Genomic DNA, 16824 nt, shown 5'->3' with positions numbered 1-16824 from the left:
ATCTTCTCTAGCGTTTTGTATTGCTTTTTTTGGCTCTTTCCTCAAGCTCTGTTTTAGGGTCGTCATGTGTATTACCTTCCAGGTCGCCTTGCGGAGTCACACCGCCGGTCAGCCGGCCTTTATCTTTCTTTTTCATGTTTGTTCACCTCGTCATTAGGATGACCATTGATCGAGATTTAATTCTTATCATTCAGCCGAATCGCTTCTTTTGCCAGCTGGTCGGCTTTTTGGTTTTGCTTGCCCGGTATCCATTTGATGAAAAAAAGAGGGAAGGCCGCTTTTAATCGGATGATTTCTTCCACATACGGGTGATATGTTTTATTTTTGACCATTTCAAACTCAGCGGCCCGTTCCACAATATCTGAATCGGTTCGAAAGGAAACAGATTGATACCCGCGCTTTGCACATAGCTTCATCCCTTCAATTAATGCAAGAAATTCCGCTTCCTGGTTTGTATGCATTCCGACTGGAATAGAGAAAGATTCTGCTTTTCCTTCATGTTTGATAAAAATGCCGACACCGGAAGGCCCGGGATTACCGGCGCTTGCGCCGTCTACATAAATTTCTGTAGGCATTATGAACTCCTTTCATCATTCGGTATCATTTTTTTCGCTGCATAAGCATAAGGCAAGGAAATCAAAGATACCGCAAACTTAATCAAATATGTAGAAATAAAAATATGAAGCCAAACGCCTGCCGGATAAATGCCGAAAAAAGCGACACCAGTAAATATCAGTGTATCAAATAGCTGGCTGACTGCTGTACTGCCGCCGTTTCTGAGCCATAAAAGCCGATCAGAAGGAAATATCCTTCTAATTGCCGAATATACATAAACATCCAGCGTTTGGCTGAAGATAAAGGCAAGCAGACTTCCTAACGCGACTCGTGGAAGGAATCCGAAAATCGTTTCCAGCGCAGTTTGTGATATGTCGCTGGAAGCCGGTTCAAAAAGCAGCACGCCCTGCATGACAAATGTCAGCGTCAGGAGCGTTGAGAATCCGAGCCATACCGCTTTTCTAGCTTCAGCCGGTCCGTATTTTTCATTCAGTACATCTGTCGCAAAAAAGATTGTGCCGTACATCACATTCCCGAGCGTTGCTGTTAAGCCAAACAGTTCGACTGTCTTGACGACTTGAAGGTTGGCGCAGACTGTCGCAAAACCGATCCAAACAAACAGTCCCATTTTGCCAAATCCTTTATAAAATAAAAGAACAATGATAAAATGAATGATCGCAAAAATGATCCAAAACGAATTATTAAACAAAATGAAAAAGCTTCCTTTCCGGGATTAGATTGGTTTGATTATAGCACAAGCCCGGCAACTAATGAATGGTAAGGTGATCGTAATGAAGCTCAGACCGCATATGAAAATAGAAGCAAAAGGGACGGGATCCGTCTCATTTTTGGGTGAAGACTGGCTGACTGCTCAGCAAGCACGTATGCTAGCCAGAGAACTCGGCCGTTTTCCATACATGAAAGAGCTCGAGTTTGAAGACGAGAAAGGCGGCAGCTGGACGCTGAAGGAATTGGAAAAGCTGACCGAGGAGCTTGCTCAAGAGCCTGATGATATTACTGTTTATTTTGACGGCAGTTTCGATAAGGAGAGCGAACTGGCCGGACTCGGAATCGTCATTTATTATTCATTGGGAGGAATCCGGCATCGCTTGAGAAAAAATAAAAGCTTCCGGCTGAAAACCAATAATGAAGCTGAATACGCGGCGCTATATGAAGCAATAAGAGAAGTAAGAGAGCTTGGGGCAAGCAGAAATTCAATTACGATCAAAGGGGATTCACTTGTTGTGCTGAATCAGCTTGACGGCAGCTGGCCTTGCTATGATCCGTCGCATAATGAATGGCTGGACAAAATAGAAGCACTCATTGAATCGCTGAAGCTTACCCCAACCTACGAAACCATACAGCGGAAAGACAACCAGGAAGCTGACGGCCTCGCTAAAAAAATTCTATCCCATCAATTCGTAGAAAGCCACACGAAATTAGACCGTAACGGAGATGACGATATTGGATAAGAAAATGATTTTTAAAGAACTGACAGAACTGCACGATGAATACTGCAAGGATTGTTTTATTAAGAAGCAATTTCGCAAGGAATTTGGCAAAACCTATGCGCATTCATTTTGCATTAATAAATGTACGGTTGGTGAAAAGCTGAAAGCATACGGCGATGTTTTAACCAATCACTAAAGAATAAAAACCGCAGAAGCTGCGGTTTTTATTCTTTGAATTCATCAAGCTGATGCTGGCTATCATCCAGCAGCTGCTGTTGCTGCTGAACAAATTCAGGATCATCGAGAGCTGCCAGCTCTTCAGATTGTGACAGTTCTCTTGCATCCTCAATAGCTTGGTATGCGGAATCGACTAATGTTGTGCTTTGGCCTCTCGTCGCAGCTCCTGTCGTTTTTTGCGCTGTTTCCACCGCTAGTTCCAGCTGCCGCTTATCAGTAAATCCAGCCTGATCCTCTTTATGAAATTCTGATGTCACAAAAAACACCTCCGCAACTATTTTGCAGAGTTTTTTTGAAATTTATGTACCAAAATAGAAAATAAAATGAAAATAAGCCGATATAACTATTGAACCAGAATAAATAGGTCTGATTTACTATTTGGGGTATCTTGGAAGAGAAGGGGAACGCAGCTATGGATGATAAAGACTTGAAGTCGATCCTTCACAAAACATTTATAGAAATATACAGTGATTTAGAAGAACTGGCGGATATCGCGAAAAAAGGGAAGCCGTCAATGGAAAAGCATGTTGCAGAGATTGAACAGAGGTGCAAACAAAATATTTTGGCTATTGAAATTCAGATGAAAATCAAATAGGAGAGGCAAATGCCTCTCCTCTATTTGTCGTCATGTATTGAGTTTAGAGTTTTACAACATTAGAAGCTTGAGGTCCACGATTACCTTCGACAATTTCAAAAGAAACTTCTTGTCCTTCTTCTAATGATTTGTATCCTTCTCCTTCGATAGCTGTGAAGTGAACAAATACATCGTCTCCGCCTTCAACTTCAATGAAGCCGAATCCTTTTTCGTTGTTGAACCATTTTACTTTACCGTTTTGCATATTGCTTAATTCCTCCTAGTACTGTAGCACCCGTGTGCTAAAAAAAATTTTGTCATCATTTAACGTTGATTCATTGTTAAATGATGGTTCAACTATACACCATCTGGGAGCACCCGTCAAGTTGCGAAACTGCTTATTTTTTAAAAGAAGGGCAAGTTTCACAAAAAAATGTAACCGCTTTTATAGATAGGTGAATATAAATAAAAAGAGCACACGATTTTCGTGTGCTCTCTATGAACATCATTAAGATAGCGCTTTGGCTTTTTGTTTGGATGTCATCATTTCTGATTCCTTCAGGATATCCTCTAAGATCACTTCAGAGGAGTTTGCTAAATGAAGCTCCTTAATGTTTTTCTTCATGCGCTGTAAGGTATCTTCATCTGCGAGAAGGGAAGTGACTGACTCGAGAATCTCTTCATGACGGTTCACGACAATGGCAGCTCCGCGATCTTCAAAGAAGTTTGCATTTTCTTTTTCCTGGCCAGGCACGGGTTTGTACAGAATGACAGGCACACCGATGGCAGTTGCTTCTGTCAAAGTAATGCCCCCAGGTTTTGTAATCATGCAATCTGTGATCCGGAACAGCTCATCGATGCGCTCCACATAGCCAAGAACTTTTAATTTGTCACCGTTTTCTGCTTCAAGCGCGCTTAAAGATTCCTTTAAAGCCGTATTTTTCCCGCACACGACAACCACTTGCACATGATCATCTTTGACAAGATTTTCACACAGCTCTTTTACGTTCTTTAGAACACCGTGGGCGCCTGCCATAATAAGAAGCACTTTTTTGTTTGGTGAAAGATTGTACTTTTTATATATCGGCTCCACCGGCAGGGATTCTTCAAATTGCGGCCTGATTGGAATTCCGGTGATTTTCACGTTGCTTGGATGAGTGCCGATCTCCAGCAGTTTTTCCTTCACATAATCTGTCGCCACATAATATTTATCCACGTTTTCGTGAACCCAAATTTTATGAAGGCAAAAATCAGTCATAACGTTGAAGGTAGGGATGACTCTTCCTGTTCGGCGTCTGTATTCCGGCACGACGATCATCGGAAATGTATTAATAATAATATCGGGCTGATGTTCCTCGACAAGTTCGCCCAATCGTTTATTACCCATTTTAAAGTAAATATTAAATTTACGTTTATTATAGATTTTGTCAACTCCGTAATAAAACAAACGATAAAACTGTTTCCCGATTGAGAAGCTTTTTAAATAAAGGTACTGAGTTACCTCTGAAACAATCGGATTTGACTCTTGGTACAAATTAGAAACTGTTACATGCTGAAAGCCGAGACGTACACATTGCTCGTAAAGCGTTTTGGCTACCTGCACATGTCCATTTCCGTAATTTGCAGTCAAAATTAATACTCTTTTATTGGTATTCAAGTAAATTCACCTCAATGTAATCAACAACAAGCAAGCTTCATGCATCGTAAGGAGTTATTGTCTATACATAAACATAACACAAATACATAATTGAATTATTAATGCAGTGAAAAAATTAAGCTAATTTTAAATGATTTGGATTCCAGTATTTTAAATTTTTGTTATACGCAGACTGAATCAGATGTATTTTATCATATTTTTTGCTCAGCGTATCACTAAAAAAAGAAAAATTAGTCCCATTCGTAAGGAGTTTCTTGGTAAACGTAATAATTCAGCCAGTTCATAAACAATAATGTCGCATGCGCTTTCCAGCGATTCACTGGCTCTTCGCTGTCTTTTGCGAAATAATGTTTAGGCGCCTCGACAGTAGAAAGGTTTCGCTCCAGATCTCTTTCATACTCTTGAAGAAGCGTATTTGTATCATATTCGGGGTGCCCTGTTAAAAAGACTTGTTTTTCGTCTTTTGACACAATTAAGCAAACCCCAGCTTCCTTTGATGCGGATAGAATATTTAACTCGGGCACTGCTTGAAGCTGTTCCATATTTATATCTGTATGCCGGGAATGCGGCACGTAGTATAGCTCGTCAAAACCTCTTACCAATCTTTCGTGTTTTGCAAGAACGGAATGTTCGAACACACCGAAGATCTTTTTCGGCATTTGAATTTTTTCCACACCGTAATGGTAGTACAAACCTGCTTGAGCGCCCCAGCAAATATGCAAGGTTGAAGTGACATTCGTTTTGCTCCACTCCATGATCTCTTTGAGCTCTTCCCAATAAGAAACCTCTTCAAACGCCAAATGCTCGATCGGCGCACCGGTGATAATCATGCCGTCAAACTTCTTGTGACGGATATTGGAAAAAGTCGTGTAAAATTCGTCAAGGTGTTCTCTTGCAGTATTTTTCGGCGTGTGTGTGCTTGGGATTAAAAATGTAAAATGAACCTGTAAAGGCGAATTTCCAAGCAATCTGAGAAGCTGAGTCTCTGTTTGGATTTTTTTCGGCATCAAATTCAATATGATAATTTTTTGCGGCCGGATATCCTGATGAAATGCTCTGCTTTCATCCATTACAAATATATGTTCACTCTCAAGCACCTGTTTTGCCGGCAGGTGTGTTGGTATATTAATAGGCAACGTGCCACCTCCATCATTTCCCCGTTTAATTTTCTTCATTATAGGAATTTTCACGCCAATTTTCAATCTATCTATAAGGGTTGATGGGGAAACAACGGAAAACTCTTTAAATAAAACGCATAGATACGCCTTTTGGTTTCACTGTAAAATGATTTTCCATGATGTATCTAAGAAGGTAAATGTAATGTTTTATAGAATGATAAGATAAAAAATGAGCCGCATGAATTTAAGGTTCATTTGACTCTTTTCTTAAGAGTTCTGATAAATGATGTTTGCATTTTGAATTGAGATATAAAAAAGGTAAAATAATCAGCACTAGGGACATAGGAGGGACTTACATGTCTATATATCATATGAAGGTACGTACAATAAAAGGGAAAGACATGACACTTCAGCCTTTTGCCGGAAAGGTATTGATGATCGTGAATACAGCGAGTAAATGCGGTTTTACTCCGCAATTGAAGCAGCTTCAGGAGTTATATGATACATATCAGCAGGAGGGCCTAGAGATCTTAGGGTTCCCCTGCAATCAATTTATGAACCAAGAGCCTGGTGACGAGGCAGACATACAGGATTTTTGCGAAACAAATTACGGTGTTACGTTTCCTATGTTTTCAAAAGTAGAAGTAAACGGGAAAAATGCCCACCCGCTGTTTGTGTATTTGACAGAGCATGCGAAAGGGATGCTGGGAACTAAGGCGATCAAGTGGAATTTCACAAAATTTGTAGTGGACAGAAATGGAGAAATCGTTGACCGATATTCTCCCAATACAAATCCGAAAGAGCTGGAAGACGTTATCGTGAACCTATTAGGGCAATAAAGAGGGTGTTTTTGTGAAGGAATTGAAGCAGACAGAGCAAATTAGGACATGGGTTCAATCTGTCCTTACCGGCGAAAGCTCTGGACATGATTGGCATCATGTATCAAGAGTTGCAGATCTTGCTGTGTATATTGGAGAAAAGGAAAATGCGGATTTGTTCATTGTTGAAACGGCGGCTTTGGTTCATGATTTAATTGATGTCAAGCTGCCTGACACGGTCAGGCTTTCAGTGAGTGAAGTTTATGACCAGCTCGTTTCTTTCGGAGTTGGAATAGAGGCTGCTGACAGAGTGGTTGATATTATCACAAGGATGTCCTTTCGGGACAGGGAAAAGCTGGCGGAAGAGCCGCTCTCAATTGAGGGGAAAGCCGTACAGGACGCTGACAGGCTTGATGCGATCGGTGCTGTCGGTATTGCGAGAACTTTTATGTTTGCGGGCGCAAAAGGCTACAGCCTTTATGGAGATGATCAAAGCGCCTACGCTCATTTTTTTGATAAGCTGCTGCAGCTGAAAGATATGATGAATACAGACACCGCACGGGAACTGGCAGAAGAAAGACATGATTTTATGCTCCATTTTGTCCGCCAATTAGAAAAAGACATACCCGGGATTGATGCCAAAACGTCGTAATAGAAGGCTTGCTGTGACTATGATAGAATAAGTCACAGATATGCTATAGGAGGACGATCATGAAGATAAAATCAATTGAACCTACCCCAAGCCCGAATACAATGAAGGTCATCTTAACGGAAGAGCTTCCGGCGGGCAAAAGCAATAACTATAAACCGGATCAAGCAGAAGGCGCACCGCCTGTTATAGCGGAAATCCTTAACATAAAAGGGGTTAAAGGTGTCTACCACGTCGCTGATTTTCTTGCTGTTGAACGGAACGCAAGATACGACTGGAAAGACATTTTACCGCAAGTCCGCTCTGCATTTGGGATGGAAAGTGCTGAAAGTGCAGAAGAAAATCGCTCTGACCAAGAGTCTTTTGGAGAGGTGAAAGTTTTTGTGCAGATGTTCAGCGGCATTCCTATGCAGGTCAAATTGACGGATGGGGAGCGGGAAGAGCGCTTCGGGTTACCTGAACGCTTTCAGCAGGCGATCTTAAAACTCAGGTCTGAAGCTTCAAATGTTGTGTTTGAGCGGGCCTGGAAAGAACAAGGCGTCAGATTCGGCGACTTTAATGAAATCGGTCATGACGTGACAGAAGAGCTTCAGGCCGCATACAGTGATGAACGGCTGAAACGGCTGACAGAAGCAGCAGCTCAGGGAAAGGGCGAAGCAAAACAAGCTGTACAGCGCAAAGCGTATAAAGTAACGCTTGATATGCTGGATGATGAGGACTGGAAAAAGCGTTATGCACATCTCGAGCAGATGGATCCGAAAGAGGAGGATATCCCGGTTTTACAGAAGGCATTGGATGATCCCAAGGTGTCCATCAGAAGACAGGCTGTTGTGTATTTAGGGATGATTGAAACACCTGATGTTCTTCCTTTATTGTATAAGGCACTTGAGGACAAAGCTGTCTCAGTGAGAAGAACGGCCGGAGACTGCCTGTCTGATATCGGCGACCCTCAAGCCATTCCTGCTATGATCAAATCGTTAAGCGACTCCAGCAAGCTTGTTCGCTGGCGTGCGGCTATGTTCCTGTACGAAGTCGGCGATGAAAGTGCAATTGAAGCTTTGCGCGCTGCCGAAGATGATCCCGAATTTGAGGTCAGCCTTCAAGTGAAAATGGCGCTTGAGCGTATTGAGCATGGAGAAGAAGCAAAAGGTTCGGTTTGGAAACAAATGACAGAGAGCAGAAAAAAAGGAGAATAGAAAGAAAAAGGTGCAGATCATGCACCTTTTTTTGTGAATTCACTTTTTATAAAAATTATTTCGAATATTGTTGAAAAATGCCCGAAAACTATTTATAGTAAGTAACAATATTAATAGTTGGAGGGTTTACATCGACAGAAAACTATATAAATATAAAAACATGAAGGAAACAATTAAGGCGAGGGCGGCCTGTATTTTATCTTTTTGCAAAAATAGCCCACAAATAAACTGAAAATTGTTAAAATAAAATCCAGTCTAACAATTGAAAGTATTTAGGAGGATCACCATGGCAGAATTACGCAGTAACATGATCACACAAGGAATCGATAGAGCTCCGCACCGCAGTTTGCTTCGTGCAGCAGGTGTAAAAGAAGAGGATTTCGGCAAACCGTTTATTGCGGTTTGTAATTCATACATTGATATCGTTCCCGGTCATGTTCACTTGCAGGAGTTTGGGAAAATCGTAAAAGAAGCAATCAGAGAAGCCGGGGGCGTACCGTTTGAATTTAATACCATCGGAGTAGATGACGGCATCGCGATGGGGCATATCGGTATGAGGTATTCGCTGCCGAGCCGTGAAATCATCGCGGATTCTGTGGAAACAGTCGTATCCGCGCACTGGTTTGACGGAATGGTCTGTATTCCGAACTGTGACAAAATCACGCCGGGAATGCTTATGGCGGCAATGCGCATCAATATTCCAACGATTTTTGTCAGCGGCGGGCCGATGGCGGCAGGAAGAACAAGTGACGGGCGCAAAATCTCCCTTTCCTCAGTATTCGAAGGGGTAGGCGCTTACCAAGCCGGAAAAATCAATGAAAACGAGCTTCAAGAACTAGAGCAATTCGGATGCCCAACGTGCGGGTCTTGCTCTGGAATGTTTACAGCAAACTCAATGAACTGTCTGTCCGAAGCACTTGGACTAGCTTTGCCGGGTAATGGAACCATTCTCGCGACATCACCGGAACGAAAAGAGTTTGTCAGAAAATCGGCTACGCAATTAATGGAAACAATTCGCAAGGATATCAAACCGCGTGATATCGTCACAGTAAAAGCGATTGATAACGCCTTTGCACTCGATATGGCGCTCGGCGGTTCAACAAATACCGTTCTTCATACGCTTGCTCTAGCAAACGAAGCCGGCGTTGAATACTCTTTAGAACGCATTAACGAAGTCGCTGAGCGCGTGCCGCATTTGGCCAAGCTGGCTCCTGCATCAGATGTGTTTATTGAAGATCTTCATGAAGCGGGCGGCGTGTCAGCGGCACTGAATGAACTTTCCAAGAAAGAAGGAGCGCTTCATTTAGACGCGCTGACTGTTACAGGAAAAACACTTGGAGAAACCATTGCCGGACATGAAGTGAAGGATTTTGACGTCATCCATCCGCTGGATAAACCATTCACTGAAAAGGGCGGCCTTGCTGTTTTATTTGGCAATCTGGCTCCAGACGGCGCTATCATTAAAACGGGCGGCGTACAGAACGGAATTACGAGACACGAAGGTCCGGCTGTCGTATTTGATTCTCAGGATGAGGCGCTTGACGGCATAATCAACCGGAAAGTAAAAGAAGGCGACGTCGTCATCATCCGATACGAAGGGCCAAAAGGCGGACCTGGAATGCCGGAAATGCTGGCGCCTACTTCTCAGATCGTTGGGATGGGACTCGGACCAAAAGTGGCATTGATTACGGACGGACGTTTTTCCGGAGCCTCTCGAGGCCTCTCGATCGGCCACGTTTCACCAGAGGCCGCAGAGGGAGGACCGCTTGCCTTTGTTGAAAACGGAGATCATATCATCGTTGATATTGAAAAACGTATCTTGGATGTACAAGTGCCAGAGGAAGAATGGGAAAAACGGAAAGCGAACTGGAAAGGTTTTGAACCTAAGGTCAAAACCGGCTACTTGGCGCGTTATTCTAAACTGGTGACAAGCGCCAACACCGGCGGTATCATGAAAATCTAGACAGCGGGGAATCACTTTCTCCTATTTTAAGTCGTGAACATTTGAAATCCGGCCCTCTCTATAGTATCCTTTACATCAGATGAAGGATAATAGAGGGGGCTTTTTTTATGTCAATGGCTTATGAAGAATACATGCGCCAGCTTGTCGTACCGATGCGCCGCGAGCTGACTGGAGCAGGTTTTGAAGAATTAACAACAGCGGAAGAAGTAGAAAACTTTATGGAAAAGGCAGAGGGCACAACTCTTGTAGTGGTTAACTCTGTGTGTGGCTGTGCGGCAGGCCTTGCGCGTCCTGCGGCAACACAGGCAGTCCTCCAGCACGATAAAACACCTGACAATACGGTGACTGTATTTGCGGGCCAAGATAAAGAAGCTACTGCAAAAATGCGTGAGTATTTTACTGGCCAGGAGCCTTCTTCACCGTCAATGGCTCTTTTGAAAGGCAAAGAAGTCGTACATTTTATTCCGCGTCATGAAATTGAAGGACACGATATGGAAGAGATCATGAAAAATTTGACCGCTGCCTTCGATGCACACTGCTAAATGCCCGTTTTCCGGGCATTTTCTTTTTGGGAGTATAGAAGATGATAACAACAAGCTATAGACCGACTGAACACACCATAAAAACCGCAAAGCAGCTTTCTAAAGAGCTGGGCATGCCATATTGCGGCCGAAATAAACAAACCGTTGAAAACCTGCTGAAGTCAGCTGAACGTGATTTGCTTGTGGTCGGCAAAGAGCGGTTTGAACTTTATACGAAACAAGGTGCCAAATTCTTTTTTCATCCGAATACAGCGATGTTTAGAGCCAAACGCTTCTTACGGGGGGAGAAAGAGCCGATGCTTCGGGCAGCTGGTTTATCGGAAGGGGATACGTTTTTAGATTGCACACTCGGACTGGGTTCGGATGCCATTATCGCAAGTATGGCAGTAGGCGAAACAGGCTCTGTGATTGGGATCGAAAAAACCCAACTTGTATCCGTTTTGGTGAGGACGGGACTGCATTCATGGGAAACGGACATAGAAGAGCTTCAAGCTGCAATGAGAAGAATCCAAGTGGAGAATGGGGATTGCTTTGAATATATCAAGCAGCTTCCTGACGACTCTGTTGATGTAATTTATTTCGATCCAATGTTTCATGAGCCTGTAGAGACATCTGACGGCATCGCACCTTTACGGGATTTGGCAGAGGATTTAGTTTTTCATGAAGGGTGTATCAAAGAAGCGGTGCGCGCTGCCAGAAAAAGCGTAGTGCTAAAAGACCACTGGAAAAGCCCGCGATTTGAACAGTTTGGTTTTCACGTCATGAAAAGAAAAACAGCACTGTTTCATTATGGCGTTATTCAAGTTGCAAGTAAAACAAGCCCGTGACTACTCTCACGGGCTTTCTGTTAATCGGTGACTTCCATGACGACAAAGTATAACAATGTTAAGAGTGAAACTGTGGCAAACAAAGCGTCAATCATGCGGAAAGCCTCCTTTCATAGTATATTGTAAGCGTTTTTACATATGCGGCAAAGCAACGAATCTCCTAATTTCCATATCAGTTTCATATAGTACATGACTTGCATGTTTCGGGTGTGCTAAAATAAGAGAAACATGACAATAAAATAGAGAGGAATAAGCAGTCATGAAATTGTGGATGAGAAAGACCCTTGTGGTTTTATTTACCATCGTAACGTTCGGGCTCGTATCTCCTCCGGCTGCTCTTATGGCGGACAAGCCCTCCGGACAGCCGAGCAGTCTTGAGCAGAATGATTACACCGCTTTTTATGATGAGCATGACCTGTATGATGATTATGAGTCGGAAGACAGGCGAGATCCTGAACTGCTTTTTCAATCGTACAAGGAACAGCTCCTTGACAGCGCTGAGGATCAATCCTTTTTGAAATTCGGCAGCAAAATCGCTTCTGTCATTGAGGATGACTATCGGAATGAGATCCTGCCGAAAATCGAAAATGTGATTAGCGATTTTTTAGCGACATTGCAAGATGATGAGGCATATCAGGATGTTGTGATCTCGAGCAAGCCTTCAGCAGGCAAAACGGAAAAAATTTTCAACGTTTACAATCGGACGACTGGAGAAGATCTCCTCAGATTCCATGTGCGCAGAGACCACCCGCCTCATGACGGCTACTGGTTTAATTTTCACTATCATACAGCAGAAGATGGATTTCAATCACATCATGAGCTTGGGAGCATTTACTGGGACCGCAACACGCCTCCCAACTGGATGAGTGCGTAAAGGAGATGCCATTAGACATGAAAAAGTACACAATGAATGAAATGGTCGATATAACAAAAGATATGCTGAACAAACGGGGCGTTATGATAGAAGATATTGCCCAGATTGTTCAAAAGCTTCAGGAAAAATATAATCCAAATCTGCCGCTCAGTGTTTGTATGGAAAATGTAGAAAAAGTGCTGAACAAACGTGAAATTATTCATGCTGTATTAACAGGACTTGCGCTTGATCAGCTTGCTGAGCAGAAATTGCTTCCTGAACCGCTGCAGCACCTTGTTGAAACGGATGAACCGCTTTACGGCATAGATGAAATTATCCCGCTTTCAATCGTCAATGTGTACGGGTCGATCGGTTTGACTAACTTCGGTTATCTAGATAAAGAGAAGATTGGAATTATTAAGGAACTTGATGAAAGTCCAGACGGTATCCATACCTTTTTGGATGATATTGTGGCAGCACTTGCGGCAGCAGCGGCGAGCAGGATTGCCCATACGCATCAGGATCTGCAAGATGAAGAAAAAGAACAGGATGAAAAGCCTGTCGTCAGCTGACTATAAAAAAATCATTTCTGGGTTCAGAAATGATTTTTTATTGTGTTACACTACTAGAAGACTACTTTTAAAGGATGAAAAAAATGAAACAGTATAAGGATTTATGCAGGTATGTTTTAGAGCATGGCGAAAAAAAAGGAGACCGGACAGGGACCGGAACAATTAGCACCTTCGGGTATCAAATGAGATTTAATTTACAGGAAGGCTTTCCGATGTTGACCACTAAAAAACTCCACTTTAAATCAATTGCACATGAATTGCTTTGGTTTTTAAAAGGGGATACCAATGTACGCTATCTGCAGGAAAATGGAGTGCGGATCTGGAATGAGTGGGCTGATGAAAACGGTGAACTCGGGCCTGTATACGGTTCACAATGGCGTTCTTGGCGGGGAGCTGACGGGGAAACCGTTGATCAAATTTCCCGTCTTATTGAGGATATTAAGACAAATCCGAATTCCAGACGCTTAATCGTCAGTGCCTGGAATGTTGCTGAAATTGATAAAATGGCGTTGCCGCCGTGCCATTGCCTGTTCCAATTCTACGTGTCTGACGGCAAGCTGTCCTGTCAGCTGTATCAGCGCTCTGCCGATGTTTTCCTCGGTGTGCCGTTTAACATTACTTCTTATGCCCTGCTAACCATGATGATTGCTCATGTGACTGGGCTTGAACCGGGAGAGTTTATTCATACATTTGGCGATGTCCATATTTATCAAAACCATATTGAACAAGTCAATTTGCAACTGACAAGAGACATTCGCCCGCTTCCGAAGCTTCGTTTCGCCAGGGAGATTGATTCTATTTTCAACTTTGCATTTGAGGACTTTATCATCGAGGATTATGATCCGCATCCTCATATCAAAGGAGCGGTAAGCGTATGATTTCGTTCATTTTTGCGATGGATGCCAACAGGCTTATCGGCAAAGACAATGATTTGCCGTGGCATTTACCCAATGATCTTGCGTACTTTAAAAAAGTAACATCGGGCCATTCAATCATTATGGGCCGAAAAACATATGAATCCATTGGACGTCCGCTTCCAAACCGGAAAAATATTGTTGTCACTTCAGCGCCGGCTTCAGAATTTCCGGGATGCACGGTTGTCAGTTCATTAAAGGATGTGCTGGACATTTGTTCAGGTTCTGAGGAATGCTTTGTGATCGGAGGGGCTCAGCTCTATACAGCGCTGTTCCCTTATGCGGACAGACTGTATATGACCAAAATTCATCACGAGTTTGAGGGTGACCGTCACTTCCCTGAATTTGATGAAACCAATTGGAAGCTGGTTTCTTCTGAGCAGGGGATCAAGGACGAAAAAAACCCGTACGATTACGAATTTCTAATGTATGAAAAAAAGAATTCTTCTGAAGCGGGAGGATTTTAATTGGTTCGTTACAGCTTGCTAGTAGTTTATATTGTGTATATGCTGTTAAAAAATATGAAACAATTATTTAATCAAACGATGCTTGACCCCCGTCTGTCATACAAAAAACAGATGACTCTTGTCTATGAACAGCCAAAGGCGTTTATGGAAGGCTGCATCGGCATCACCGGTTCAGTTGTGACGATCCATCAGCTTGAACCAATACCGAGCGGTCCTGTTTTGTATGTGCATCCCCGTTTGCGTTTGGCTGAACTGGCCTTAATTGCTGGATATATTGAGGAACCGGCCGGCTTTATCGCTAATCCAAAAGTATTTCGCTTGCCTTTTATTGGGCAATGGCTTAATCGGATGGATGTGATTGCAGACGGCAGTTCAGAAAAGGTATATGAAGATGTGACGAAACAGCTTGAAAAAGGACAAAGCCTGATTCTTTCATTAGATGGTTCTATAGATCCTGTTGAACTTGCGGCCCGCTATCATCTTCCGTTGGTGATGGTGGAAACGAAAGGGACAGATGAACTGCAAAAGGGATCGATTTTTAAACGTTTAAAACCGGCAGACATTGAATTGTCATTTTCAAAAGCTTATATACCTGCAAATGAAAAGCAATTACGTGCATAAAAAAGCGCAGTCTTTAAGACTGCGCTTTTCTGTTACGACATGAACGGCACCTTCACACAATAAAGCAGCACGCAGAAGAACATCGCAGCGCTTCCGCCTAATACAAAGCTGTGCCAAATGGCGTGATGGAAGGGGATCTTTTTCCAAATGTAAAAGATGGTTCCGACAGAGTATAAAATGCCGCCGAGAAAAAGAAGGCTGAATCCCGCTCCGCTCAGCGAAGCATATAAAGGTTTAACCGCGATAATCATCAGCCACCCCATGATCAAATACACTAAGGTTGACAATAGGATAAAGCGTTTCACGAAGAAAATTTTAAAAACGATTCCGCCTAGGGCGAGTGACCATACGATAACCAGCAGGGTGAAGCCGAGCGTGCCTTTCAGCGGGCCCAGCAAAAAAGGCGTATAGGTTCCGGCGATCAGAACGTAAATGGCGCTATGGTCAATAATCTCCAAAATATCCTTCGTTTTTTTATGTGTGATGCTGTGAAGCAGTGTGGAGCTTAGATAAAGCAGCAGCATAGAGATACCGAATATCGTAAAGCTGACAATATCCCATGCGGAGCCGTAATTAGCTGCAAATATGATCAGAAACACTAGTGCGGGTATGGATAAGAGTACACCGATGCCATGTGTAATTGCATTGGCGATCTCTTCTTTGATTGTAAACAAGTGCATTCTCCTTTCGATCGCTAGATCATTTGATTTTTCAGCGTTTCTAAAAAGCTCAAGCCCTCTAACGTAATTTTAGTGCCGGCGCGTCCGCGGCTTTTTGTGACATAATCTTTTTTCTCCAAATAGTCGAGTCGGCTTCTGACCTGCTGAGGAGTTAACGACGTTTGGGTGTTTTTGCTGTGTTCGGAAATGATCCGTCTGCTGGCTGGCTCTCCTTTTTCGTTTAACGCTTTTATTGTTTCCAAAATAAACAAAAACTCCGCTTTTTCCATTAAAGTCAGCAGCTTCGCTTTTTTCTTTGACGCTTTTCCGTCTATTGCGCCCCTAATGTATGGCGGGACGTCATATGAATGAATTGTTCCTCCGCTTGACACTGCTGCCATATAATCTGCGGCGTTTTTTAATTCTCTGACATTGCCTTCAAATGTGTGCTGCTCAAGCATCGGAAAGACTGAGGGATCAATTAACAATTGCTGACCTGAATTTGAGAGAAAATACTGTGTCAAAAGCGGTATATCGCTTTTTCGTTCAGACAATTCGGGAAGTGTGAGCGTTAAAATATTCAGTCTGTAAAATAAGTCTTGTCTGAATGTATGTTCCGCGCATCCGTCTGCGGAAGCACAGATCATTCGCGGTTTTTCCGTGTCTGAATCAAGCGCTTTTAGCAGCTGAGCTTGTACAGAAGCAGGCATACGCCATACTTCATCAATAAAAAGGGTTCCTCGTGCCGTTTTTTGAAACGCTCCTGAGTTTCCGTTAGGACCAAAAAGCTCATGCATAAGGCTTTCTTCCGAGTGGGCGCTGCAATTGACGCTAATAAAAGGTTCGTTGTTTCTCGAAGATCTCTGGTGTATGGCTTGTGCGAAATGATCTTTCCCTGTTCCGATTTTTCCTGTGATCAGGACGGGAAGCTCCGATAATGAGAACTGCTTAGCGATTCTCTTCGCTTCCAAAAATGTTTGATGTTCTCCGATTAGGTTATGAAATGTGTTGAGTGTTGGTGCGGTATTCATCAATTGGCTCCTTTTGGTTCTAATTGGTTTTATTATATCATGTCTTTTGGCTGAAAACACCTATTATTTACGATCATCTTTTTTCTTGGGTCAGCAGGATACTGATGACGCAGATGTTAC

Annotated in this window: 24 protein-coding genes; 14 read left to right on the top strand and 10 right to left on the bottom strand. The window is 43.0% G+C overall.

What is annotated here, in order from left to right:
- Positions 1-7: 7 nt before the first annotated feature.
- From sspL to LWH95_RS09625, 3 genes are read right to left on the bottom strand one after another with little or no spacing between them, the layout of a single operon-like run.
- Complete coding sequence (gene sspL / locus LWH95_RS09635; RefSeq protein WP_004397949.1) at positions 8-136, bottom strand: small, acid-soluble spore protein L; 129 nt, start codon at positions 134-136, stop codon at positions 8-10.
- A 40-nt stretch (positions 137-176) separates the two neighbouring features.
- Positions 177-575 carry a reverse transcriptase-like protein gene (locus LWH95_RS09630; protein ID WP_232919416.1) on the bottom strand — a complete coding sequence of 133 codons (399 nt, stop codon included), beginning with the start codon at positions 573-575 and terminating at the stop codon, positions 177-179.
- Positions 575-1264: a queuosine precursor transporter gene (locus tag LWH95_RS09625; RefSeq protein WP_004397946.1), complete on the bottom strand. Its 690-nt coding sequence runs from the start codon at positions 1262-1264 to the stop codon at positions 575-577. The genes LWH95_RS09630 and LWH95_RS09625 overlap by 1 nt, the downstream gene beginning before the upstream one ends.
- An 82-nt stretch (positions 1265-1346) precedes the next feature.
- Between LWH95_RS09625 and LWH95_RS09620 the strand changes: the two genes are divergently transcribed.
- Together LWH95_RS09620 and LWH95_RS09615 are read left to right on the top strand one after the other, a co-directional pair.
- The gene (locus tag LWH95_RS09620) at positions 1347-2027 is read left to right on the top strand and encodes a ribonuclease H family protein (RefSeq protein WP_232919480.1); all 681 of its coding nucleotides are present in this window, start codon (positions 1347-1349) and stop codon (positions 2025-2027) included.
- Positions 2020-2202 (top strand): zinc-finger domain-containing protein, encoded by a 183-nt coding sequence (locus LWH95_RS09615; protein ID WP_004397944.1) that lies wholly within the window; start codon positions 2020-2022, stop codon positions 2200-2202. Before LWH95_RS09620 ends, LWH95_RS09615 begins: the two co-directional genes overlap by 8 nt.
- Before the next feature lie 28 nt (positions 2203-2230).
- Here the strand turns inward: LWH95_RS09615 and LWH95_RS09610 are convergent, their stop codons facing one another.
- Complete coding sequence (locus tag LWH95_RS09610) at positions 2231-2500, bottom strand: DUF2564 family protein (protein ID WP_004397942.1); 270 nt, start codon at positions 2498-2500, stop codon at positions 2231-2233.
- A gap of 155 nt (positions 2501-2655) precedes the next feature.
- Between LWH95_RS09610 and degR the strand changes: the two genes are divergently transcribed.
- A complete protein-coding gene (gene degR, locus LWH95_RS09605; RefSeq protein WP_004397939.1) occupies positions 2656-2838 on the top strand; it encodes a transcriptional regulator DegR in 183 nt (60 codons plus the stop codon).
- 43 nt (positions 2839-2881) lie between these two features.
- Here the strand turns inward: degR and cspD are convergent, their stop codons facing one another.
- The 4 genes from cspD to metA form a co-directional block, all read right to left on the bottom strand.
- Positions 2882-3082, bottom strand: a complete 201-nt coding sequence (gene cspD / locus LWH95_RS09600) for a cold-shock protein CspD (protein WP_003153604.1) — start codon at positions 3080-3082, stop codon at positions 2882-2884.
- Positions 3083-3097: 15 nt separating this feature from the next.
- Positions 3098-3244, bottom strand: coding sequence for a hypothetical protein (locus tag LWH95_RS09595; RefSeq protein ID WP_133487171.1), 147 nt, complete (start codon positions 3242-3244; stop codon positions 3098-3100).
- 81 nt (positions 3245-3325) lie between these two features.
- On the bottom strand, positions 3326-4474 hold the full coding sequence (locus LWH95_RS09590; RefSeq protein ID WP_004397915.1) for a diglucosyl diacylglycerol synthase: 1149 nt from the start codon (positions 4472-4474) through the stop codon (positions 3326-3328).
- A 230-nt stretch (positions 4475-4704) separates the two neighbouring features.
- Positions 4705-5610: a homoserine O-acetyltransferase MetA gene (gene metA / locus LWH95_RS09585; RefSeq protein ID WP_119913946.1), complete on the bottom strand. Its 906-nt coding sequence runs from the start codon at positions 5608-5610 to the stop codon at positions 4705-4707.
- A gap of 338 nt (positions 5611-5948) precedes the next feature.
- On the opposite strand from metA, the gene LWH95_RS09580 reads away from it, so the two are divergent.
- From LWH95_RS09580 to LWH95_RS09530, 11 genes are all read left to right on the top strand, one after another.
- The gene (locus LWH95_RS09580; protein WP_133487173.1) at positions 5949-6431 is read left to right on the top strand and encodes a glutathione peroxidase; all 483 of its coding nucleotides are present in this window, start codon (positions 5949-5951) and stop codon (positions 6429-6431) included.
- 13 nt (positions 6432-6444) lie between these two features.
- Positions 6445-7062, top strand: coding sequence for an HD domain-containing protein (locus tag LWH95_RS09575; RefSeq protein ID WP_133487175.1), 618 nt, complete (start codon positions 6445-6447; stop codon positions 7060-7062).
- Positions 7063-7121: 59 nt separating this feature from the next.
- Positions 7122-8255 (top strand): conserved virulence factor C family protein, encoded by a 1134-nt coding sequence (locus tag LWH95_RS09570; protein WP_133487177.1) that lies wholly within the window; start codon positions 7122-7124, stop codon positions 8253-8255.
- Between the two features lie 286 nt (positions 8256-8541).
- Positions 8542-10218 carry a dihydroxy-acid dehydratase gene (gene ilvD, locus LWH95_RS09565; protein ID WP_148983096.1) on the top strand — a complete coding sequence of 559 codons (1677 nt, stop codon included), beginning with the start codon at positions 8542-8544 and terminating at the stop codon, positions 10216-10218.
- A 107-nt stretch (positions 10219-10325) separates the two neighbouring features.
- Entirely contained in the window at positions 10326-10760 is a 435-nt protein-coding gene (gene brxA / locus LWH95_RS09560) for a bacilliredoxin BrxA (RefSeq protein WP_225516703.1), read from the top strand.
- 41 nt (positions 10761-10801) lie between these two features.
- Positions 10802-11587, top strand: a complete 786-nt coding sequence (locus tag LWH95_RS09555; protein WP_148983097.1) for a class I SAM-dependent methyltransferase — start codon at positions 10802-10804, stop codon at positions 11585-11587.
- 259 nt (positions 11588-11846) lie between these two features.
- Positions 11847-12461: a YpjP family protein gene (locus LWH95_RS09550; protein ID WP_232919415.1), complete on the top strand. Its 615-nt coding sequence runs from the start codon at positions 11847-11849 to the stop codon at positions 12459-12461.
- Between the two features lie 17 nt (positions 12462-12478).
- Positions 12479-13012: a phosphatidylglycerophosphatase A family protein gene (locus LWH95_RS09545; RefSeq protein ID WP_019258702.1), complete on the top strand. Its 534-nt coding sequence runs from the start codon at positions 12479-12481 to the stop codon at positions 13010-13012.
- 83 nt (positions 13013-13095) lie between these two features.
- Positions 13096-13890, top strand: a complete 795-nt coding sequence (locus LWH95_RS09540; RefSeq protein WP_232919414.1) for a thymidylate synthase — start codon at positions 13096-13098, stop codon at positions 13888-13890.
- Positions 13887-14393: a dihydrofolate reductase DfrA gene (dfrA, locus tag LWH95_RS09535; RefSeq protein WP_004397873.1), complete on the top strand. Its 507-nt coding sequence runs from the start codon at positions 13887-13889 to the stop codon at positions 14391-14393. The genes LWH95_RS09540 and dfrA overlap by 4 nt, the downstream gene beginning before the upstream one ends.
- Positions 14394-15014 (top strand): lysophospholipid acyltransferase family protein, encoded by a 621-nt coding sequence (locus tag LWH95_RS09530; RefSeq protein WP_232919413.1) that lies wholly within the window; start codon positions 14394-14396, stop codon positions 15012-15014.
- A 32-nt stretch (positions 15015-15046) separates the two neighbouring features.
- Here the strand turns inward: LWH95_RS09530 and trhA are convergent, their stop codons facing one another.
- Both trhA and LWH95_RS09520 read right to left on the bottom strand, forming a co-directional pair.
- Positions 15047-15688 carry a PAQR family membrane homeostasis protein TrhA gene (trhA, locus tag LWH95_RS09525; protein WP_232919412.1) on the bottom strand — a complete coding sequence of 214 codons (642 nt, stop codon included), beginning with the start codon at positions 15686-15688 and terminating at the stop codon, positions 15047-15049.
- A gap of 20 nt (positions 15689-15708) precedes the next feature.
- Complete coding sequence (locus LWH95_RS09520) at positions 15709-16704, bottom strand: sigma 54-interacting transcriptional regulator (RefSeq protein WP_060398862.1); 996 nt, start codon at positions 16702-16704, stop codon at positions 15709-15711.
- Positions 16705-16824: the final 120 nt, after the last annotated feature.

Origin of the sequence: Bacillus sp. G16 (genome assembly GCF_021282335.1) — a bacterium.
In the GTDB taxonomy this organism is placed as follows: domain Bacteria; phylum Bacillota; class Bacilli; order Bacillales; family Bacillaceae; genus Bacillus; species Bacillus inaquosorum.
The sequence above is the reverse complement of the archived record's forward strand: the minus strand, read 5'-3'. Positions and strand labels throughout refer to the sequence as shown.